Source organism: Oleiagrimonas citrea, assembly GCF_012395255.1.
GTDB lineage: Bacteria > Pseudomonadota > Gammaproteobacteria > Xanthomonadales > Rhodanobacteraceae > Oleiagrimonas > Oleiagrimonas citrea.
Map to the genome: position 1 here is coordinate 305,469 of NZ_JAAZQD010000001.1, position 21,794 is coordinate 327,262.

Annotated in this window: 19 protein-coding genes; 9 read left to right on the forward strand and 10 right to left on the reverse strand. The window is 58.9% G+C overall.

Annotation, left to right across the window (positions count from 1 at the left end; all coding sequences use genetic code 11):
- Window positions 1-121: 121 nt before the first annotated feature.
- Together HF690_RS01330 and HF690_RS01335 are read left to right on the forward strand one after the other, a co-directional pair.
- Entirely contained in the window at window positions 122-448 is a 327-nt protein-coding gene (locus HF690_RS01330; protein ID WP_205300772.1) for a PadR family transcriptional regulator, read from the forward strand.
- Between the two features lie 64 nt (window positions 449-512).
- Window positions 513-683, forward strand: coding sequence for a hypothetical protein (locus HF690_RS01335; protein WP_168184767.1), 171 nt, complete (start codon window positions 513-515; stop codon window positions 681-683).
- Window positions 684-760: 77 nt separating this feature from the next.
- On the opposite strand, the gene HF690_RS01340 is transcribed toward HF690_RS01335, so the two are convergent.
- Together HF690_RS01340 and HF690_RS01345 are read right to left on the reverse strand one after the other, a co-directional pair.
- Window positions 761-958, reverse strand: a complete 198-nt coding sequence (locus HF690_RS01340) for a hypothetical protein (RefSeq protein WP_168608183.1) — start codon at window positions 956-958, stop codon at window positions 761-763.
- Window positions 955-1,260, reverse strand: a complete 306-nt coding sequence (locus HF690_RS01345) for a hypothetical protein (RefSeq protein ID WP_168608184.1) — start codon at window positions 1,258-1,260, stop codon at window positions 955-957. Before HF690_RS01345 ends, HF690_RS01340 begins: the two co-directional genes overlap by 4 nt.
- Before the next feature lie 457 nt (window positions 1,261-1,717).
- Here HF690_RS01345 and HF690_RS01350 point away from each other — a divergent pair, with 457 nt between their 5' ends.
- On the forward strand, window positions 1,718-3,769 hold the full coding sequence (locus tag HF690_RS01350) for an ATPase, T2SS/T4P/T4SS family (RefSeq protein ID WP_168608185.1): 2,052 nt from the start codon (window positions 1,718-1,720) through the stop codon (window positions 3,767-3,769).
- 224 nt (window positions 3,770-3,993) lie between these two features.
- Here the strand turns inward: HF690_RS01350 and HF690_RS01355 are convergent, their stop codons facing one another.
- The 3 genes from HF690_RS01355 to HF690_RS01365 all read right to left on the reverse strand — a co-directional run bounded on the left by HF690_RS01355 (window position 3,994) and on the right by HF690_RS01365 (window position 7,109).
- Window positions 3,994-4,563: a hypothetical protein gene (locus tag HF690_RS01355; RefSeq protein WP_168608186.1), complete on the reverse strand. Its 570-nt coding sequence runs from the start codon at window positions 4,561-4,563 to the stop codon at window positions 3,994-3,996.
- A 189-nt stretch (window positions 4,564-4,752) separates the two neighbouring features.
- Window positions 4,753-5,118, reverse strand: a complete 366-nt coding sequence (locus tag HF690_RS01360; protein ID WP_168608187.1) for a lysozyme inhibitor LprI family protein — start codon at window positions 5,116-5,118, stop codon at window positions 4,753-4,755.
- 359 nt (window positions 5,119-5,477) lie between these two features.
- Window positions 5,478-7,109, reverse strand: coding sequence for a Na/Pi cotransporter family protein (locus HF690_RS01365; protein WP_168608188.1), 1,632 nt, complete (start codon window positions 7,107-7,109; stop codon window positions 5,478-5,480).
- Between the two features lie 219 nt (window positions 7,110-7,328).
- On the opposite strand from HF690_RS01365, the gene HF690_RS01370 reads away from it, so the two are divergent.
- The 3 genes from HF690_RS01370 to HF690_RS01380 all read left to right on the forward strand — a co-directional run bounded on the left by HF690_RS01370 (window position 7,329) and on the right by HF690_RS01380 (window position 11,085).
- Window positions 7,329-8,489, forward strand: coding sequence for an autotransporter domain-containing protein (locus HF690_RS01370; protein WP_168608189.1), 1,161 nt, complete (start codon window positions 7,329-7,331; stop codon window positions 8,487-8,489).
- A 939-nt stretch (window positions 8,490-9,428) separates the two neighbouring features.
- Entirely contained in the window at window positions 9,429-10,331 is a 903-nt protein-coding gene (locus HF690_RS01375) for a tyrosine-type recombinase/integrase (RefSeq protein ID WP_168608190.1), read from the forward strand.
- Between the two features lie 25 nt (window positions 10,332-10,356).
- Entirely contained in the window at window positions 10,357-11,085 is a 729-nt protein-coding gene (locus tag HF690_RS01380) for a class I SAM-dependent methyltransferase (protein ID WP_168608191.1), read from the forward strand.
- On the opposite strand, the gene HF690_RS01385 is transcribed toward HF690_RS01380, so the two are convergent.
- The gene (locus HF690_RS01385; protein ID WP_168608192.1) at window positions 11,057-12,067 is read right to left on the reverse strand and encodes a hypothetical protein; all 1,011 of its coding nucleotides are present in this window, start codon (window positions 12,065-12,067) and stop codon (window positions 11,057-11,059) included. The genes HF690_RS01380 and HF690_RS01385 overlap by 29 nt on opposite strands.
- Window positions 12,068-12,351: 284 nt before the next feature.
- Between HF690_RS01385 and HF690_RS01390 the strand changes: the two genes are divergently transcribed.
- From HF690_RS01390 to HF690_RS01400, 3 genes are all read left to right on the forward strand, one after another.
- Window positions 12,352-13,044 carry a transposase gene (locus HF690_RS01390; protein WP_168608193.1) on the forward strand — a complete coding sequence of 231 codons (693 nt, stop codon included), beginning with the start codon at window positions 12,352-12,354 and terminating at the stop codon, window positions 13,042-13,044.
- Window positions 13,045-13,381: 337 nt separating this feature from the next.
- Window positions 13,382-17,053, forward strand: coding sequence for an EAL domain-containing protein (locus tag HF690_RS01395; protein ID WP_168608194.1), 3,672 nt, complete (start codon window positions 13,382-13,384; stop codon window positions 17,051-17,053).
- A gap of 309 nt (window positions 17,054-17,362) precedes the next feature.
- On the forward strand, window positions 17,363-17,512 hold the full coding sequence (locus tag HF690_RS01400; RefSeq protein WP_168608195.1) for a hypothetical protein: 150 nt from the start codon (window positions 17,363-17,365) through the stop codon (window positions 17,510-17,512).
- Between the two features lie 1,079 nt (window positions 17,513-18,591).
- On the opposite strand, the gene HF690_RS01405 is transcribed toward HF690_RS01400, so the two are convergent.
- From HF690_RS01405 to HF690_RS01420, 4 genes are all read right to left on the reverse strand, one after another.
- Window positions 18,592-18,990, reverse strand: a complete 399-nt coding sequence (locus tag HF690_RS01405) for a hypothetical protein (RefSeq protein ID WP_168608196.1) — start codon at window positions 18,988-18,990, stop codon at window positions 18,592-18,594.
- Window positions 18,991-19,135: 145 nt separating this feature from the next.
- Entirely contained in the window at window positions 19,136-20,287 is a 1,152-nt protein-coding gene (locus tag HF690_RS01410; RefSeq protein WP_205300773.1) for an NAD-binding protein, read from the reverse strand.
- A 143-nt stretch (window positions 20,288-20,430) separates the two neighbouring features.
- A complete protein-coding gene (locus tag HF690_RS01415) occupies window positions 20,431-21,129 on the reverse strand; it encodes a transposase (RefSeq protein ID WP_168608198.1) in 699 nt (232 codons plus the stop codon).
- Window positions 21,130-21,235: 106 nt separating this feature from the next.
- Entirely contained in the window at window positions 21,236-21,625 is a 390-nt protein-coding gene (locus tag HF690_RS01420; protein ID WP_168608199.1) for a tetratricopeptide repeat protein, read from the reverse strand.
- Window positions 21,626-21,794 lie beyond the last annotated feature (169 nt).

Below are 21,794 nucleotides of genomic sequence, written 5' to 3' on the forward strand. Positions count from 1 at the left end.
CATCCAGCCACGTCTGTGCGAACAAATCGCAACCTGTTAATCAGCCGGACGGCAAGCAGCAGCCTGCATGTGCGACGTCTGATGCATTGACATACATAGAACCTCAATGCATCATGCTGTCATGTTCGAGAAAGATCTCGTCGCAGCCACGTCACGCACCTTCATCCTCTCCATCCTCACGGAGGGAGATTCCTACGGCTACGAGATCATCCAGCACGTGGCTGCACTGACCCACGACGAACTGATCTGGACGGACGGGATGCTCTACCCGGTCCTGCATCGCCTGGAAGACAGTGGGTGCGTGCGTTCGTACTGGCAGCCGTCATCGACCGGACGAAAGCGCAAGTACTACGCACTCACCGACACCGGTCGGGCTGAACTCGAAGAAAGAAAGCGCCAGTGGCACCTGACTAACGACGCCCTGAGCGTCTTGTGGCGTAACCCATGAGCACCGACTCCCGGCGAATGCGACCGGGACTCAGGCGGCTTGACCCACCTTTCGGAGCAAAAGCATGGATACCTTCAGCATCATTGCCTTCACTTTCGCGCTCTCGGCGCTGGCCTTCAGCGTCAAGAATCACGAACGCATCAACAAGCTCGAGAACAAGCTGAAGGATTTCGACGTCATTCCCAGGGAATTCAGCTCGGAACCCACACCCGGAAAGCAGAAGCCCGAAGATTGAGTGAACGTGCGAAAAATACTTCCCGCGAAAAGGCCGGGCACAAGGGCCCGGCCGCTGTTCTGAAGAACGGCTAGCGCCTAGTTCAGATCAAGGCACTTCCAGTACACACCTACATCAGGGTCGGGTGAAATCACCAATATGGCGTTCTGGCATCCCGGAGGCGGTGGCGGGATGTCGTAGCCTGGCAATGCCGAACCCGATGCCGCGACGGCCGTCGACGCGAAGCCACCTGCAGTCAGCGCGGCAAACGCCGCCATGATCCATATCCTTTTCATGCAAAACTCTCCATTTTGATAACCCAGTCGATGATCCCAATGGTCAAGAAGGCCATGGGGAAGATCATTTCCAGCATGTCCAGATAAATGAAACATGCATGATTCATGCAACGCGCATGATGGGCAACAGTCAAGGTTCCGCCCATGAGAGGCGACAGACCCACTTCACGGTGAAGCCACCTGTCGATGCCTTTCAAGTGCCGAAAAGTCAGCATTTCGCCGCGCCCTTCCTGCCGTGAAAGGTTGACCGTCAGAGACCCGGCCATCGTCGTGTAGCACTGCTTCCACGACTTGATGACCACGACTCGAATTTCCCGACGCTCCGTTGCATGCAAGCCAGCATGAAAGATGTCTTCGCGCGCCCCTCATCGATCATGAAGACATGCCCGAATCAGCCGCGACGACCACAAGACAAGCTCGAAGAAAACCCGCTACGTCCACCCACACCGTTGTCAGCACATGAGCCCATTCCGGTTACTCATGGCTACAACCGTGAAATCGGCATCGGCAACCATCATGGCTCTCCTCGACGCAATACCGTGGAGCATAGATACTGCGTTGTAGTCCCGATCCGCCACATGGCATGCCAATTGCAGGATTCCATGGGTGCACGGCTGGATACGGCTCGACGGAGTCAAAAACATGCCTAAATCGTCACAAACGGCCCCCAAAGGGCAGAAGTTGTCCGCCCAGCGGGATGCGGCGTCACCGGAACGGCGCAGCAGTGACCGTTTCTGGACACCCGGATCGGATTATGTCGTGTATACCCGCGAAGCGGCGTGGTTGCGCGGCACGCTCGACAGCCTTCCGGGTCCGCGGGGGGCAACACTGATGCTCGGGGACGGAAGCAAGCAGCATCTGCCGAGCGGCAGTTTCCGTTTCGTGTTTCGTCCCGACCAGCGCAAGCTTCCCGACAGTCCTCCCGATGCGGTCTTCGATGCCCGCCTGCACGATGGTTCCAACGTGCGCGGCGAACTCTGGGCGCTGTCCACAAGCGGCGAAGGCGTGGCCATGATCGGCCGCATCGGCGAGCTGGAAGGACGCTTCCTGCTATCGCGGGATATGCTGGACACACTGCAGGTGAACTTCCCGTCGCAGCCCGTGCCCGCACCGAAGCAACCGGCAAAGCCGGACATGGATGTCGGTGCCGACGTGCTTCTCGTCGACGATCCGCGACAGTTGCAGAGCTGGCTCGACGTGCAGGTCGAACCCGGGAGTGATCCATCCACCGAGCCGGCTCACATTGACCTGGAGGCCTGGCGGCAGCGGGCCGGCGACGACGACGAAGCGCGCCTGCGTTTCGCCCAGGCCCAGCGCTTCGGCTTGCCGCTGGTGGACCTGACGCAGGTCGAGGCAGGCGAAGCGGCGACCCGCCTGATTCCGCCGGCGCTGGCGCGGCGACTGCGGGTCTTGCCGCTGGCCCTGCGCGATAGCGCTGTGGCGGTGGCGGTGCTGGACCCGGCTAATGCGGAGCTGAACACCACGCTGGAATTCCTCACCGGGCGTCGGGTGGTGCCACTGCTTGCGCTGCGCGAGCCGCTGGATGCGTGCGTCAGCGAATGCTATGACCGCGCCGAGGATGACTCCATCCTGCATTCGCTGGGGATGCGCGGCGACGGCGAAACCACCACCGATCATGCGGACATCGAGAGTCTCGCCGAACAACAGCCGATCGTGAAGCTGGTGTCCGGCCTGATGGCCGAGGCCATTCGCCGCCGGGCCTCGGACATTCACCTGCGACCGCACGAAAACGACGTCTCGATCCTGCTGCGCATCGACGGCCTGCTTCAGCCGGTACGGCGTCTGGCCAAGCCGCTGCTACGCGTGGTGGTCAGCCGCATCAAGGTGCTGGCCGGCATGGACGTGGCCGAACATCGTCTGCCGCAGGACGGCCGCGCCACCGTAGTCGAGGGCGACAACGTCGTCGATCTGCGCATCTCGGTGCTGCCCACGGTAGATGGCGAAAGCGTGGTGATCCGCCTGCTCAACACCCGCGAAGGCCTGCGCAACCTGGACCAACTGGGCTTGGCCGAACACGACGAGCGCCTGATGCGCGACCTGCTTTCGCGCAGCCACGGCCTGGTGCTGGTAACCGGCCCGACCGGCTCGGGCAAGTCGACCACGTTGTACGCGTCGCTGCTGGATGTGCGCCGACGCAACGTCAACATCATCACCGTCGAGGACCCGGTCGAATATCACGTACAAGACATCGAGCAGGTGCAGGTCAATCACAGCATCGGCTACGACTTCAACCGCACCCTGCGCAACATCCTGCGCCACGATCCGGACGTGATCATGATCGGCGAGATCCGCGATCGCGAGACCGCGGAAATCGCGGTGGAAAGCGCACTGACCGGGCACATCGTGCTCAGCACCCTGCATACCAACAGCGCCGCGACCACGGTCACCCGCATGCTCGACCTCGGCGTGGAGTCGTTCCTGCTTCGATCCACGCTGATCGCCGTGCTGGCACAGCGTCTGGCGCGACGCAACTGCCGCCACTGCCTGGTCGAGGAAACGGTCGACCCAATGATTCGCGAGTCGCTGGGCGTGCGTCCGGACGAACGCTTCTATCGCGGCGCAGGCTGTTCGCGCTGCGACGGCACCGGCATCCATGGTCGTCAGGCGGTCTACGAACTCATGCCGATCGATGCCGGCGTGCGTCGCCTGATCGTGCCCAACGCCGACGCCGACGCGATTCACGAAAAAGCGCTCGAGGACGGCATGACGCCACTTACGGCACGCGCGCTCCAGTTGGCGCGCGAAGGTGTGCTGTCCCTGGCGGAGGTTTACCGCATCCGCGTCGAGTAGGCGAACGGCTACTTATGTCGTAGATCTTCTCGTGCCCCCTAGCTTCACGACTCAAGGCCGTGAAGGCCAAGGGCGCCAACCTCAAAAGGATCCATTTCAGCTCTTCCCGGCAGACCGGGTCAGCCGGATGCACTCCTCACATTGCATCACGCACCTCCGGCACCGCTTTCCAAAAAGAAAAAAGCCCGGCTTCAAGCCGGGCTTTTTTACCATGAGATCCGGGCTTATCCAGCGCTCTTGGGTGCCGCCCGCTGAGCCGCCATGGCCGCCATGATCTTCGTGCGCAACGCCTGGACGTCCTTGAGAAGCTGACCGGTATGGCTGTCCTGCTTCTTCATCGCCGCCATCATGTCCGCCTCGAAAGCCTTGCGGTCCTTCTGGACCTTCGGATCCTGCATGGCCGCATTGCGCGCCTTCATCATCTTCTGGCGCTCGGCCTGGAAGGACTTCATGGTCAACATGCGCTCGGCCTTGCTCAGTTTCTTACCGGACTTGAGCTTGGCAATCATGGATTCCGCACGCTTGCTGCCCTTCTCCATGTCATACCCGTGGGCACGCATCGACGTGTTCACATCCGCCTGGAGCTGCTTCATCTCGGCGGCCAGCTTCGGATTGCTCTTGATGGCCTTCTGCTGGATGTCCCGAAGCTCCTGAGTCTTCTGCCGATAGCTCTGCATCAACTGCGTGGTGGTGTTGTCCGAGCTGGCCTTGGTCGGCCCCTGGGCATAAGCCGTGCCTGCGAAGACGAAGGCGGCCAGCGCCAGAATCGACAGATGGCGGGAAAATTTCATCATGCTTTTTGAACCTTTGCTGCGAGGATGTTGTGCGTGCAATGACCTTTCACCCTAACAGCGACCGCAGCGCAGGCAAAACGAGGCGTTGAAAAGCATTCAGGAACAGGCAGCGATTCCGGCAAGGCAAAGCACCGTGACGAGTCCGTACATGCAACGCCCCGATCAAGAGAGTGCGCTCTTCTCGTAGCATCATTTTTCCAGCGGAACAGCCAGCGGAGCCAGCTGATAAAGACACTGGGCCTTCTCATCCCAGATGCCGGAGGCAGACACTCGCCGAACACATCGAACTGCATCACGCATCCGGTGAAGACGCTGGCTCGTCAGATTCATCTCACACTCCACGGCCTTTGTGGACGGCCAACTGCCACCACCACCTGAAAGCTCCCCGATCACATCGCATTCGGCCACTTTGTATTGGGACCAGGCTTTCTCCTGCACCCGCAATGCGTGAACAAGTCGCCTGTCGACGACGAGCTTGAACAGCTTCCGCTGGGTATCCTGCAGCTCCGCCACAAGCGTTCGCTCCTTTTGTGCATAGATCAGGCCGGTATTCATCGCACTCCCATCCGGCCAGCATTCCGGCTTATCCGTACACTGCTCCGCGGCAGCTCCACGCGCTGCAGTCAGAACGAACAGCATGGAAAACAAGCACACCCTAGCGACTGATTTCATCAAGAGATCCCACTGAAATCTGCAACCCATATGCACCCGATCGACTGGAGATCGGGGACGGCAAGCCAAGCCTGCGGTCCAGGCAGGTCTGGAACATCCAACAACCAAGGCCCCACTCGGCTTCGCTCCTTGATATCCATTACCTCTGCCTGCTCGGGCAATGATGTAGCAGATTGGAGCAAAATCATGACGCGTTCAGGGAAAAACCGAGGCCGTTCGCCCGAGGTCGGGGATCGAAGAGTCTAATTCTCCCCGTCTCCTTTCTCTGATTTTTCTTCTTCTTCGTCACCATGCTCTTCGAGTGAAGCCAGAAGGTGGGCCGCCTTGTCCGCCTGCGCGATGATCCGGCGCAGTGAACTGAAGCTGCGCAGCAGCGCGTCCATGCGGCCGATTTCGAGTTGGCCGGCAGCGCCGGCCGCCAGCAGACCTGCCTTGAGAGCCTGGTAGTCCGCCTCGAAGGCTTCCGCCTGGACGCGATCCAGCGGCGCGAATTCGTTCCGCGCCGGATCGAGGCATCGCAGCAACTGCTCGCCCTGCTGCAGCAGGGCACGGGTGGCGGTCTGCAACGGCTCGTGAAGTTGTGGGGGAGCAATCACCAGCTCGCCGCTCAACTCATGGCAGGTATCGTAGTAGCGCTGTACACGCAGCAGAGTCGCCATGGCCTGCGCACTGCGCTCGGACATCGAGCCACGATTGACGCCGGTGACGAAATCGTGGATTCGCTGACTCAGCGAGATATAGGCTGCCGCTTCCTGGGGCCGGTGGTCATCGCCATGCCAGTGACCCAAACGTGCCCAGGCGGCCGTCAAGGCGATATCGCCCAGGCGCTGCAATTCCCGCCGCATGGCATCGGCCGCCAGCGACGGCACCGAGGCGACGTTGCTGTCGAGATAGCGCGGCTGTCCGGCATCTTCATCGCGAGTGCGGAAGCGTCGCTTCAGAAAGATCGTCAGTCGACGCGCCAGTGGCCACATCAGCGCCACGCCCAGCACATTGAACACGCTGTGGAAAATCGCCAGGCTCACCGCCGGCGAAGCCTTGAAACCCAGTAGACTGCGCACGCCTTCGACGCCATGGATCAGCAACGGCAGAAGAAGCAGCGCGACCGTGGCGGCCACCAGATTGAACGCTACGTGCGCACTGGCGGCCCGACGCGCATTGGGCGTGGCGCCGACCGCCGCCAGCAGTGCCGTCACTGTGGTGCCGATGTTGGAGCCGATCACCATCGCCGCAGCGGCGGTCAGCGACACCACCCCGCCCTGGGCCAGCGTCAGGGTGATGGCCAGCACGGCGCTCGACGACTGCATCAGCACGGTCAGCGCAAGGCCAACCAGCACAAAAGCAAGCAGCGCCAGCGGACCGCCGCCGAGCGCCCCCCAGGGCAGACCCGGACCATCGATCACGATCGCCTGCTGCATAAACCCGATACCCAGGAACAGCACGCCGAAACCGGCCAGCGCGCTGCCCAGCGCTCCGCGCCGGCTCTGCGGGCCCGACAAACGCAACCCCATGCCCACGCCGATCAGCGGCAGTGCGGCCAGCTCGATCTTGATCTTGAAACCGACCAGCGCCACCAGCCATCCGGTCGCGGTGGTGCCGACGTTGGCACCGAACAGCACCCAGAGCGACTGCCCCAGATCCAGCAGACCGGCATTGACGAAGCCGATGGTGGCCACCGTTACCGCGCTCGATGACTGCACCAGGCCGGTCAGCAGCATGCCCGCCAGCAGTCCCCGCCAGCGCGTCTCGGTCGACCAACCCAGCACACGCCCGAGCAGCGGGCCGGCGGCCTGCTTCAGACCATCGGTCATGAGCAGCATGCCGAGCAGGAACAAGCCGAGACCGCCCAACAACATTCCGATGCCGATACCCATCAGCGAGCACTCAATACGTTACCGGTGGCGTCCATCATCGCACCGTCCAACCGGTATTGGTCAGTGTGAAGGCGCCCTGCCCATTCCAAGGCATGTCCAGATCGAGCACAGCCTGTCGCACCACCGCCCAATCGAGGGGAAAGCCTGGCGCGCGGATCAGGGGGATCCGTGACGCCGCACCACTCTTTGCGCGCCCAGCACGGAGGACTCACCGTCGATGTGAACTCGGGCACTTACACCGTGGGCACCCACTACACCATCGTGAAGGCGGGCAGCCTGACCGGCACGTTCGGCTCGGTGGCTTACAACCCGCTGTTCGCCAGCTACATCACGCCGCAGACCACCTACTCCGGCACGGATGCCCAGCTGACGCTGACGCCGAGTTCGGGTTCCGGTTCGGGCGGTTCGTCGGGCGGCTCATCCGGCGGTTCATCCGGTGGCAACCTCGGCCCGGCGTTCACCACGGCCCAGGGTGTCACAATCTCCGACTGGGGCACCCAGCTGGGCCTGTTGAGCATCCAGCAGAGCATGCTAAACGCCCAAGGCGGCACGGCACAGAGCATCCTGCGGGTCGGGCAACGCCCCGATCCGGCGGTCTGGGTCCGCTATCTCGATGGCAGCGGCGCTTCGGACGGCGCCCACCTCGACAATCAGGCCCTTCTGCTCGGCTTCGGCTCGGAAGTGCGGGACGGTCTCGTCATCGGTGCCGCCGTCAACCGTGGCCGCGACCACACCCGGACCACGGTCCAGCGCGTCAAGACCACCACCACGGGCGTATCGGCCTACGGTCAGTACAACCGGGGGGCCTGGTTCCTCGATGCCAGCCTGAGCACGGGCCATCTGCGCATGGACAGCACCCGCCATCTGGACCCGACCGGTCTGGTCGCCAGCGGTCACGCCCGCGGCGACTACGTCGGCGCACTGGCCAAGGCGGGCTACCGATTCACCCACGGCCGGCTGTTCCTGACGCCCTATGCACTGCTGGGCTATCAGCAGACCCACCGGAAGGGTTTCGACGAGACCGGCGCCGGTCTGCTCAACCTGACGTACGCCAGCCAGACCTCCAAGCTGTCGATCTTCAGTGTCGGCGCACGCGTGGGAAGCGATATGCAGATCGAGGACACCCTCCCCCTGTCTCCCCGGATCGAACTGGGCGCGATGACCTACGGCGGCGACACGCGCCAGAACCAGCCCGTGACCCTGGGCACCTACAACGAGGTGCTGCATGCCAGCGGCGCACCCAGCGTGTCCGGCGTCGTGAATGCAGGTGTGGCGCTGATGAGCAGCAGGAACTGGTCCGCGCAACTGGCCTACCGCGGCCAGTTCGCCAGCCATACGCACATGAACAACGCCGACTTGAAAGTCGTCTATCGCTGGTGAGGGACAAACGGTGCCAGGTGCACATTTCGTAAATGTACCTGGCGCCGTTTCCCTACGCCCGAGCTTCTGTCAGAAAGCGCCCCTGACACCTTTTCGCTGACCGCGCATCGGGGATGCTGCTGACAGATCACCCAGTGTCGGCATGCGACGCTGGGCTCATGCCTCGCCGACCACGCCTAGAACTCCCCGGATCACGTTGCATGTCACGCAGCGAGGTGTAAATCGCTGCGTGATATTCATCGATGACGCCGACCGCAAGCAATTCCGCGATCTGCTGTGTGAACACATGCACGACAACGACGTGCCGTGCCATGCCGGTGCACGCCTATGTTCTGATGGGCAATCACGCCCACCTGCCGCTGACGCCATCGGAACACGGGCGCACTCGCACGTGCGATGCGAAACCTCGGACAATGCTACGTGCAGGCCTTCAACTAGCGCCATCGGCGGTCGGGCACGCTGTGGCAAATCCTGCCTGGCCGAGATCGAGCGGTATCTGATGACGGTCCACCGCTATATCGAACTCAATCAGGTTCGTGCCTCGATGGTCGAGCAACCGAAGCACTACCCTTGATCAAGCGTCCACGCAAACGTCGGTCTGCTCCAAGACGAACCCATGACCCGCATGCCACGTATCTTTCCATCGACGCCGACCCCGACGTCTATCGAGAGTGGTTGCATCAAGGCGTAAACGAGGACGAGTTGCAGCGAATCCGAAGCCATCTGCAACAGGAACGCGCGCTCGGCACCCCCACATTTCAGGCGATGGTCGCATAGGCTCTAGATCGCCCCGCCCGAGTCAGGCCCCGCGAATGACCGCGAACCTCAACCTCTCCAAACGAGAAGATTCGGTTACCTCCCCCTTTTAGCAGAGCCAAAGTCAAACGGACGTAAGTGAACCTGACTCATTATCCTCGCCATCCTAAAGAGAAACCGTTGATGCAGCAGCTTGACCCCACCATCGCAGACTTCATCGCCCACTGCAGACACGCCAAGGCCCTTTCGCCACATACCGTAAGGGCTTACACACAGGATCTCGCAGACTTCTCCTCATTCGCGACCCAAGAAAGAAGCATCAGTACGGTCAGTGGTTCAGATGTAGAGCAGTACCTTCAAGGGCTTAACCGCCGTGGACTCAGTCCAGCAACCATCAAACGACGGCTTGGATGTCTCAAGGTGTTCTTCCAGTGGCTGGCTTCAACCAAAGCCATTTCAGACAGTCCCCTTGAACAATTCAAATTGACCATCAAACAAGTCCGTCGACTCCCACGGGCTATCTCAAGAAAGGAGCTCCGGGAGCTCGTACGGGTTGCATCCAGCTCAACTACGGTAACGCCCAAGGGGGCAACGGACCTCGGCATCCTCTTAATGGCCACCACGGGCATTAGGGTTGCCGAACTCGTTGCACTGAAACTTGGTGATATCGACACGCTGGGTGGCCAGGTTCGAGTACACGGCAAGGGGAGCCGTGAACGCACGGTCTTCGTAACGAACACAGATCTCCTGAGAAAACTTAAGGCACATGCCTCCGCACGCCTCAAGGTATCGAACATTGATGGGCATCTGTTCGTCAACCAGCGGGGAGCTCCACTCACCACAGCTGCCTTCCGGGCCCGGGTGCGAAAGACCTGCGATGCGTCAAAAATAAAACGCCGTATCACACCCCATATGCTCCGACACACAGCAGCCACATTGCTCCTTGAGGAAGGGGTCGATATCCGCATCGTCCAACGCCTGCTTGGACACCAAAGCATCTCTACAACAGAGATCTATACCCACGTCGCTGACATGACGCTTCGCAAAGCTCTCGTACGAGCAGATTTGGCCAGACTCCTAAACTGAGTACTGATAACTAGGAATTATCAGCATGGAAGTGCGCCGAATTTCTGGGGAGAAAGTAAGGAGCCTTTACAATCAGTTAGACGATATGTGGGGTGCCGACTCCTGGCATGATCACACACGGAAAAGGCTTGCGCTCCACCTTCAAAAGTGTAGACATCTCGCCAAGGCTGCTAATGTCGTATTGCATCTTGGGTCGGCGGGAGAAAGCTATGGATTACAAGGTAACTGGACTTTTCATATCGATTTAGCAGAAAAACGGCTGAGGGAGACGGCTGGTGCAGTGATTGGAGATATCCATTCCCTCCCTATCCAGCCACACGCCGTCAATTTTTGCACCTGCGTCGGCTCTGTCTTGAACTATTGCGATGCAGTTGTAGTTCTTGGGCAGATTTCAAAAATCCTCAAGCCAGGAGCGCATTTTGTTCTGGAGTTTGAGACCAGTGATAGCTGGGAGTATGCAGGCAAGGCGGTTTATCGCCAAAGCGCAGCCCTTTCGGAAACCTTTTATGGCGGCGACCCGAATTGCAGATTATGGCTTTATTCGCTTTCGTACATCAAAGCGTTACTCCAAGCCAACGACTTAGCGATAAAAAAAATCGATCGAAGCCACGTCCTTTCAAGCTTGGTATACCGCTGGACACAGAACGACGTTCGCGCAGCACGGTATGGTCGAGTTGACCACATCGCCGGAAAGCTTCCCATTCTTTCCCGAGGAGCAGCGAACATTATTTTACTTTGCCAAAAGACGACTTGAATGCCTTGATCAGTTCTCTCAACACTGGACTTGCGCGTTTATCAACCATGCTCGACAAAGCAAAGTAGAGAATCATCGCTGCAATAAGGGCTGCGATTATCCAAACAAAACTAACCTTGAATAGTGCCTTCATGCATAAAAGCACAAGAAGACAGAAAAGAATCATTCCGATCGCCGGCCATAACACCTTCGTAGGTGGCGCCACCACAGCAGTTGGCTCATTTGGACGGTCTTCAGGAAAATGCCGCAGCCCATTGACTACGATCCTTTCCTTCTTCACATGCTGCGCGACTTCCGCGTAAAGACGGTCTGTGTTTGATTTGTAGACATGCTCATAGTCTTTGCCGTGGTATCCATACCAACGAACATAGTGGTCGTAGTAAATGGATCGTACGATGCGCAAGTAGCTCTGCTTTGGCAACACGCCTGCCGTCGGCTTCGGGTTTATCAAAAGCGCACCTTCCAACTCCGATTCGGAGTTGTTGTTTCCCAGGGATGGCTGGATATAAGTCGCATCGATTACACCAAAGCCCATCATCTTTACTAACCTCAAAAGAGGCAGCCCATATCTAATTTCTTCATTCTCTTTTAGTGGCGCAATCTCTACCACCACATAACTTACCGTGGGATATCGCTCGAGAATGAAAGAGCGCACCAATGTCGCAAAGTTGAAGAAGACTTCAAGCCCACCTCGATACCGTCGGTCTATAGCAATGTAATCAATGACAACGATGTTTGTTTCCTTGAGGTGCACTAGTTCACAAAAGCCTGCGACGTTCTTGTTGACAGAAAGTGAGAGGATATGCAGCCGGTCTTCAAACGTCTGGTTGTAATGGTCTAGCCAGTGCGTAATCTCCCCCGTGTTGGTACGCAAGTCTGGGGGCACATGGTCTGCGTAGATGGAGATCGCGCTTGCAAAAGCATGATCGGAGCTCGACTGAATCTCCTTAACTGAATAGTTAGTGGAATAGCTCGCAGACATGCGCTGATAATTCCTAGTTATCGTTCATCGACGATGATTTTGCTTCCAGGCTAAAAGTAGCGCAACCTGCCGCCCTTGGCTAAGAGCGGCAGGTTGCCACTATTCGTACTGCATCGCTGCCACGCCGCCGCTCTATCGCCGATGCTACCACCGCACGCAAGCGTCGTTGCACGGCATAAACGGTGTCAGACGCACTTTCCTACGCCGTACTGCGGAGCAAGCTGACGCACACAATGGATTGCCGGCGATATCCAGATAGAACGACATCGCTTCACCCTATCTGCATGGCGCGACATACCCTGCTTGACCTGCCCAGCATTCCACAGCACATCGTCCAGCGCGGAAACAACCGACCGCCCTGCTTCCTCGACGATGCCGACAGGCGCCGATATCTGGTCCTGCTGCGGGAAGCATTGCTGAGCAGTTACTGCGCCCTCCACGCCTGCGTGCCCGTGGACAACCACGTCCACATACTGGTCACACCGCCGCGCAAGGGCTACATCACCCGTATGATGCACAAGCTCGGGCGGAAATACGTGGGGCTGTTCAACGCCCGTCATGGACGGACCAGTTCGCTGTGGGAGGGTCGCTACAAATTATGCTTGGTCGGTAGCGAGGACTACGTGATTCGATGCCGCCGCTACATCGACCTCAACCCGATACGCGCACGGATAATCGATGATCCGGCCGCCTACCGCTGCTCCAACTGTTCGGCTCATTGCGGTACTAACGATGCCTTGCTGGCATCGCATCCCAGCTATCTCGCACTCGGCCGGTCACTCGCCGAACGTGCGCACGCCTATCGAAACCTTCTGGCCGAAGCCCTGTCCGGAGAAGACATCCGGGAAATTCGCATCGACCTGCAACAGCAACACGCTCTGGACCGAAGCGACTTCCAGGCCATGGTCGAAGCCAAGACTCAACACTTCGCCCGTGCACGCCCAGCTCACGGACCGTACAAGCCACCCGAATCCTGACCACGCCCCATCCAAACGGGCGTATGTATACCTGGAACAGGTTCCTCCGGATCGTTGAAATATCGCATTCATATGCACGATGCACTGATTTGCCCGGCATAAACCCGTGGTTACGTATCCTCATCAGGCACTCCGTGCCACTTGAACACCGCACATCCTCATACCGAACCGCAACCTATCTCTCGAAGTGGTGCGTTGCAGCACGGCGTGCCGGCACCCATTGCCGATCCGTCCGTTATCTCGCCACAAAATGAGACATTCCGCCCGTCCTCTTCGGCCATGAATCGCGGGGGGCGGCGATGCAGTGTGGCTAGCGGCATGCAGCAGAGCTGCGATCATGCCCACCGCCGATGCTCCACATCCCACGAAAAATCGCTATATTTCTGACTCAGAACATACGGAACTCGCTTATTCATCGCAGGGATTAGCCATGCAGTGGAAAGCAAAAGCACGAGTAGCCGCGAGTTTAGCTGCCGCAGGGATCATCCTTGCCGGCATCGTTATGACTCAAATCGCGACCGAATACTCTCGCAGCACGGTAAAGAAAAATGCTGCACAGACGTTCGAACGCATGGCCATGCAACTCGAGGAATCCGTGCATGACCACATTTCCATACCCCGCTACGGATTGAGTGGCTTCCGCAGCAGCATGGCCAGCGTGAACCAGATTCCGACGGCCCAGCAGTTCCATCAAGCCGTATCCGCACTCGATTTACGCAACGACTTCCCGGGTGTTGTGGGACTCGGGTTCATCCAGCCCGTCCACGACGATCATCTTGCCGATTTCATCGCGCAGGCCAGGGCCGAGTACCAGAACGATTTTGCGACGGATGCTTCCCACAACGGCGCCACGCATTACATCGTTCGAGCCGTTGCGCCGCTCGCTTCCAACCGGCACGTGCTGGGTTCCGACCTGAGCGACGATCCCATGCAGTTGCATGCCATTGAACAGGCGATCAAGACGAACTCGTTGACGATCACCGCCCCGCTTCGTTTCAGAAGGTCCGGCACAAGTACGTGGGGCGCGCTCTACATCATGCCCGTCTACGCGCACCCGCGACATGCAGGTCACGCCGACCACGCCCCCGCCCCCGACTCCGACTCCGACTCCGATTCCGATTCCGATTCCGATTCCGGCAAGACCATGCTCGGCTTGATTTACGCGACCGTCAACTATTCGGACGCGCTGTCCGTACTTGACGAAAACACAGGTTTGGCCAGCTTCACGCTCTACGATACCTCCAGCGGGCATCCGATCAAGCTCTATAGCAACAGCTCAGCGACGCATGACAGCCATGGGCTGTTTACCGTCGAGCGACACTTCGAACTCGGCGGACGCACCTTCACGTTCCGAACGACAAGCCTGCCCGCCTTCGATTCCTCCGTGCTATCCACCCCCCGCACGCTGAACATGTATATCTTTGGCGCGCTCGTGACCATGCTGGCGGCGCTGCTGGCTGCGGAGCTCGTACTCCGCCGCTACCGCGCGAGAAGAATCGCCCAGAAGATGGTCATCGAACTCGATCGTCTCGCTGCCGTCGGCAAACTGACCAACGACGCCATCGCCATCACCGACAAAAAAGGTCGGATCAACTGGGTCAATCCCGCCTTCACTCGCCTGTACGGACAGACCGAACAGGAACTCGCCAAGAAGCCCATCGCAGACTTGATCGAAGTGGCTCGCGCCGGGCCGATGTCCGCATTCATCCATGCCCTGCTTACACGCAGGGACAGTTTTCACGGCGAAGGATCACTGCTCACGAGCAATGGCTGCCGACGATTGACCGAAATCGAGATTCAACCTTTCAGTGGCCATCTTGCCGCGACCACGGGCCTGGTGGTGATCCAATCCGACATCACCGAACGCAAGCGTGACGAAAAGGACCTGCGTGAACAGACGGTATTCCTCGACCGCACCGGCGCGGTCGCGGGTGTGGGCGGCTGGCAGCTCGACCTGCGCAACAATGAACTGACCTGGTCCAAACACACACGTCGTATCCACGAAGTTCCCGAGGACTACGAACCCACACTCGAGAAAGGCATCGCCTTCTATCCGCCCGAAGTACGCAAGCAGCTCGAGGCAGCCATACAGATGTCCATCAGCACGGGCAAAGGCTGGGATCTGGAAGTTCCGTTCGTCACGTATCGAGGCCGCAAGCTCTGGGTTCGTGCAATGGGAGCCGTCGAATATGAAGACGGTGCCCCCATACGCCTGACCGGCGCGTTTCAGGACATCACCAGCAAGAAGCAAGATGAGCTGGCGCTATCGGAAAGTCGGGAGCTGCTTAAGGTCACGTTGAATTCCATCGGCGACGGCGTCATCACTACCGACTTGAACGGCGACGTGACCTGGCTCAACCCCGTAGCCGAGGCCATGATCGGACTTCACCTTGCGGAGGTGATCGGTCAACCTGTGAACCACGTGCTTTCCCTGGTCGACCAGGACACGCGCAGCGTCGTGGAGAATCCCATCTTCGCCGCACTGCGCGAAGACGCCACGGTGGGACTGCCTGCCAACACGCTGCTTCTATCGCACAACGACTGCGAATTGGGCATCGCCGACTCGGCCGCCCCCATCCGCGACGGCAACGGTGAAATCATCGGCGGCGTGATGGTGTTCCACGACGTGACCGAGGCGCGTGCCCTGCAACGGGAGGTGTCCGAACGCGCCCGTCATGACGCCCTTACGGGCCTTTTCAATCGCCACGAATTCGAGGAGCGCCTCGGACAGTTCATGCGCAGTGTCGACAGCCACAAGAACTACGGCGCGGTGCTCTTGATCGATCTCGACCACTTCAAGATCGTCAACAATTCCGGAGGACAGGCCGCGGGCGATCAACTTCTCTGCCAGATTTCCGCACTGCTCACCGCACGCGTTCGGGCACACGACACGGTCGCCCGAGTCGGCGGCGACGAATTCGCCATTCTTCTCGAACGCTGCACTATCAAGCATGCTCGCGCCACCGCGCAAAGCATCTGCAAGACCATCGACGAATACCGCTTCATCGCTGGAGATGGCCACGTATTCCGCGTCGGCGCCAGCATCGGAATCGTCTCGACCGAATGGGACTGGGCCGACAAGGACGAGTTGATCCGCGCCGCGGACGATGCCTGCAGACTCGCAAAGGAGCTGGGACGCAACCGCTACAACGTCTGGAACAACCAGGACCAGACCATCCAGCTCCGCGCCGACGATACTGCCTGGGGCCTTCGACTCGAACAGGCGCTGGACACAGACGGCTTCGAATTGTTCGGACAACGGATCATTTCGCTCGCTCCCGGCGCATCCGAATGCGACGCACCGCACCTCGAAGTCCTGCTGCGCATGAAAGGACCGGACGGGGAGCGCATCAGCCCCGGCATGTTCCTTCCCGCAGCCGAGCGACTCCAGTTGATTAATCGCATCGATCGCTGGGTCGTACGGAAAATCTTCGATTTGCTGTCGCAGTTGTCCGAGCCGCTGCCTGCGCAATCCATGATCGCTATCAACCTTTCCGGCCAATCCGTCGGCGACCCAGCCTTCTGCCGCTTCATCCAGGGGCTCATGGAACGGGCCACGTTCGACGTTCGCACTCTGTGTTTCGAGATCACGGAGACCGCAGCCATCACCAACCTCAGCGCAGCCTCGACGTTCCTCAAGTGCCTGCGCAAACGCGACATTCGCATCGCGCTGGACGATTTCGGAGCCGGAGTAGCTTCCTTCGGCTATCTCCGCAACCTTCGCGTCGACATTCTCAAGATCGACGGCCAGTACACGCAGGGCATGAACCGCAATCCTCTGGACATGGTGTCCATCAAGAGCTTCTGCGAGGTCGCCAAGGTGCTCGGCCTGACCACCATCGCCGAATTCGTCGAAACTGAGGTCCAGCTGAAGACCGTACGCGAACTCGGCATCGATTTCGCGCAAGGCTATTCCCTGCACCGCCCGCAACCACTGGCCGAACTGCTCGAAGAGCCTCGTGCAGCAACGCATCAGGCAAGCGCTCGTCCCTCTAGCCCCGCGCTTTGAAAACGGAGCGAAAACGGTGCCAGGTGCACTTTTTATAAAAGTGCTTGCCTCCGTTTCTTTTGGTCGAAGCCAAGAACCCATGCTTCGCCCGTACATGTCCTGTACACAGACCGAGCAAGCACCCCAATCCTGACCGCGCCCGATTTACACGTTCGTATGTGTACCTGGAGCCGTTATACCCGTTTCGCTCCGCCCCCTTTTGCCTGAGCAACGGCGTAGACTGTACAAGCGACGTGTTTCCGGTGGCCGCGCGCGCAATCAACCCTAATCCAGACCGCTTGAGTGCACACACTCTCCAAGGTGAACAAAATGAGCAAGGGTTTGAATGCAAAGAAGAACACGATGAAGAAACCGGCACTGACGCTCAAGGAAAAACGCGCAGCCAAGCACGCCAAGAAGGCGGCACCACAAAGCACGGTGATCACGGGTCTGGCGGCAACAGGCAAGCGACACGTCTAGCGCCCGAATGGATAAAGGGCATTGCCCTCAACCCACTCTTGCCCGCCAACGGCAGGCTTAGGCAGAACAAAAAGCTCGGCTTCAAGCCGGGCTTTTTCCATCTCTGGATCCGTGCGTAACCACCCTTCTGCCTCGATTCCTGACCACGACCCATTCAAACGTGCGTATGTGTCCCTGGAACCGTTTTTTCTTCCTTTCTCAATTCCCGCGGGTGGTCTGTAATGGATAGACGGAACTCACTTTTCCGTCCGCTATGACGACTACCAACCCCGGGCAGCTCACCGGGCTATGCTGGCAGGTGAAGTCCCACTCCACGGTCATGAGGTTTTTGTGCAAGTCCATGGCAAAGGACTGCTTCGCTAGGGATGCACCGTAGGCTGCGTAGGCCATGCATTCGGGATCGCCAACCCGTATGTCATGGGCGATTACGCGTCTGCCTTGGGCTTGGGTTAGGACGCCCGAAGAGACTAGACCGGCGACACGGGCTCGCGTCTCGGTCTCTGCAAACTTCGGTCCGAGCCATATACCGCATTGCTTTTGCGCTATGGATGATTTCGTCATGTTCCAACCACTCGGGTAATAGCTTCGAGTCCTTTGAGAAGCACAGCTACACAGAAGGGTGGCGCAAGCCATGAAAGTTATAAGTCGACGCACTGGTGTGTCCTGCGTTTGTTGACAGGTGAATATCGGCACGTTGAGTGCCATGCAAGCTACATATTAAGCGTACCGTTCAGCCCGCGCCCGCCGAAGAAGCCGGAGAGCTCTGACGTCTGGCCCAGCGATGTTAGAAATTGTCCCCGACACCATTCTTCGCTGGGGGTCTTCATCATCCAGAAAGCACGGCAGGCGGTTGTTGCCGCGCTGCACGACGTGCTGTGGAATGCCGGAAATATCGAGACGTGGTGGTCGAGCCATGCAGTAAGCATGGCCTAACCTCATGACGACGCACCATCAGAACAAGCTGCTGCGCGATGTGCTCTATGCCCGCGAACACATGTCAAAAATTGTCCCTGGCACCATTTTCCTTTTCCCCTTTTCTGAGGAAACCAGCGCCCACCACTGGGCGCTGGTCAGAGGAATTAGCCTAGTGATGCGCAGATCGCATAGACGCTCACATTGGCTGAGCTAAGTATGCTCACTTGCCCATTCACTTGCCATCCATTACCTGTATCGGTTGGTCGACTGGCATAGATGGTGAAAACGGGGTTGATTATGTATCCAGTATAATTTTGTGGAGTCAAGTACTGAGTAGCGCCGCCACCTGAATTCGACGAACTATTTATCTCTGAAAATCCACCACCCGTGACCACATAGCCTGCCGGACAATAAGCAGTGACTGTCGTTGGCGATGAGGCCGCCGGGACAACCTGCAATTGAGTGACAGTCACATAATCGGCAGCAAACGCAGGAACGCTAAAGGCGACGACCATCATCGTGGCACAGATTGCCGAGCACTTCCTCAGAAGCTTTTGGTTCATTGCATGTATCTCCATATTCATTTAACGGCAACGCGACATACGAACATACTCCCCACCCTTGTCGCGGTCAGAGTTGGAAGCTTGATACCGAGAAATTGTCCCTGACACCATTTTCCGGTGCGCGGCGACCCTGCCTACGGCCGATTCATCCCAGTTTGAGCAGCTGTTCCAACAACGCGTCGGCCTTGAGTTCTTCGCCGCTGAGGGCCATCGCCAGCAATTCGCCGCCCAGCAGCGGCAGGGCCAGCACCACGTCGGGTCGCACGTGGCGCACCCTGCCCATGTTGTGGGCATCGCTGACGGCGAGTACCGTACGGACATCCGGGTTGGCATCGCGCGCGGCGAGTACGACGAACGCGTTGTCGGAATCGTTTTCGCCCAGGGCCAGCACGGCGCGTGCGTCGGCGACGCCGGCATCACGCAACACGTCGGCATCGCCGCCATCGCCGACGACCAGATCCGCCGGCGTGTCGACGCCTTCCGGCGGCCGGGACTTCAAGACGGTCGTGACGGTGATGCCGCGCTGGCTCAATGCGGAAATGGCGTTGCGGGCCAGAGGATTGTCGCCCACGACGATGACGTGGTTCTTGCGTTTCATGGGTCTTTGTCCCGGTTGCAGCAGACGCATCATGCGTTGATTGAACAGTGGCCCGGCAATCATGGTCAGCGACGAGGCGAACACCATCAGGCCCATGACGATCAAGGACACCGTGAACATCCGGGCATGCCCGGTGTGCGGTGTGATGTCGCCGTAACCGACGGTGGACATCGTTTCGACTGTGAAATAAATGGCGGAACCGAAATCGCGGATCGGCGGATCGAACTGGCCGCCTATCGCATAGCTGCCGAAGACGCCGTATCCCATGGTGAGCAGGACGCCGACCAGAGCGAACAGCGTGCCGGTGGCCAGGCTGACACGCACGAACTGACGCCGAGCCAGGTACAGCACGACGAGCAATGTACCGCTGTAGATCAGCAGGCCCGAATGGATGCCGTCCGGCGATACCAACTGCAAGGCGAGTGTGATGGCCGTCATCAGGAAGGTCAGCACCCAAGCCAGCCGCGAGCGCCACAGCAGGCCAACACCGAGCAGGACCAGCAGGCCGCCGATGATGCCCTGGGATAAGCCGTGGATGGCGAGCGAGCCGAAGCCTTGCGAGAGGCTGCTCAGATCCTGCGCGGACATGTGAACGAAGAAATTCAGCCGCCGCAGCGATTTCAGCGAGGGAATGAGCTCTGCAATGCCGGCCAGACCCACCGCCAGCGCCAACGGGATGTGCGGGAACCAGTGCTCCATGCGCAACGAACGATAAAGGCGCGTCCAGGCAGCCTGGATTCGGAGTCGCTGAAGCGAGGGCAAACGCATGCGGCGCAACGGTCTTCCTTCATCGTCGTGGATGGCCGAAGCCAAGGCCAGCATTATCCAACATCAAAATGGTGTCAGGGACAATTTAAGCGATCACACGGTCTCCCCGGCTGCCGGACCGTGGCGAAACGTTGGGTTCGTGCTTCCACCCACGCTCGGAAACGATCCGTTCCGAGCGCCTTCTGTTGCTGAAGATACGCGCGAATTTCATGCACGATCTTATCCGGCAGCGCCTCGGCAAAAAGCGCCTTATACGCAACTGCACGCTCGGCCGCGTTGGCCCCGAGTTCCAAATAGCAGGCATGTGCGGTCAGCAACGGATTCTCGCGCCCGTCGGCATGCGCCCTGTAGCTCGACCAAGGATAATCGCCGGGTTCGGCCACCATCCATGCCCGCACGGGATTGAGCTCGATATAGCGTGAACAGGCCAGAAAATAGCCCTCCGAATCCACCAGGCATGACTTGTACCGCCCTTCCCACAACGTCCCGGTCCGGCCGTGTCGCCCATTGAACAAGCCTACATAGTTCCGCGAAAAGGCATGCATCAGTCGCGACACCGCACCCTTCTCCTGCGGAGTCATCAACAGATGCACGTGATTGCTCATCAGCACATAGGCATGCAGACGACACCCGTAGCGCAGCAACGCCTGACGCAGGCATTGCAGGTAGCGCTGGCGGTCTTCATCATCCAGAAAGCACGGAAGGCGGTTGTTACCGCGCTGCACGACGTGCTGTGGAATGCCGGGAATATCGAGACGTGGTGGTCGAGCCATGCAGTAAGCATCGCCTAACCCCATGACGACGCACCACCAGAACAAGCAGCTGTGCGATGTGCTCTATGCCCGTGAATGCATGTCAGAAATTGTCCCTGACACCTTTTTAGACACCTTTTTCCCGGTCCAGTGCTTGAATCGAGCCTGCCTTGATCATTTCGTCAGAGAGCACCTTTGCCGCGCGTACCTGATCGACCGTCATTTCCATCGAGATCAGGTTGTATCTGTATTCCTCATACTTCTTGTTCTGTCGAACGGCGAGGTTCATCAGTGCGCACGCCTTGACGTAATCGACCTGAAGACCGCCAAGACCACTTGCATACATCGTCCCCAGATTGAATTCGGCTTCCGCATTGCCTTGGGCGGCCGCTTTGCGGGTCCAGAAAACCGCCTTGGCATAATTCACGGGCACGCCTTGTCCGTATCCGTAAAGATTCCCGAGGGCTAGTTGTGCCTCCTCGCTACCGGAATTGGCCTCAGCCTCCAGCAGCTTCAACGACGCACCATCACCCTTTCGAGCCAACCCCGCCAGTGTATCTATCGAGACTATTGACCTCGGAACCGCTGACCTAACTGGCGTAGCCGTAACCATAAGGCCAAAAAGGATAGTCAATATTAAGAGAAATATTTTATATGTCATTGAGATCCCATAAATTTACCCAGAT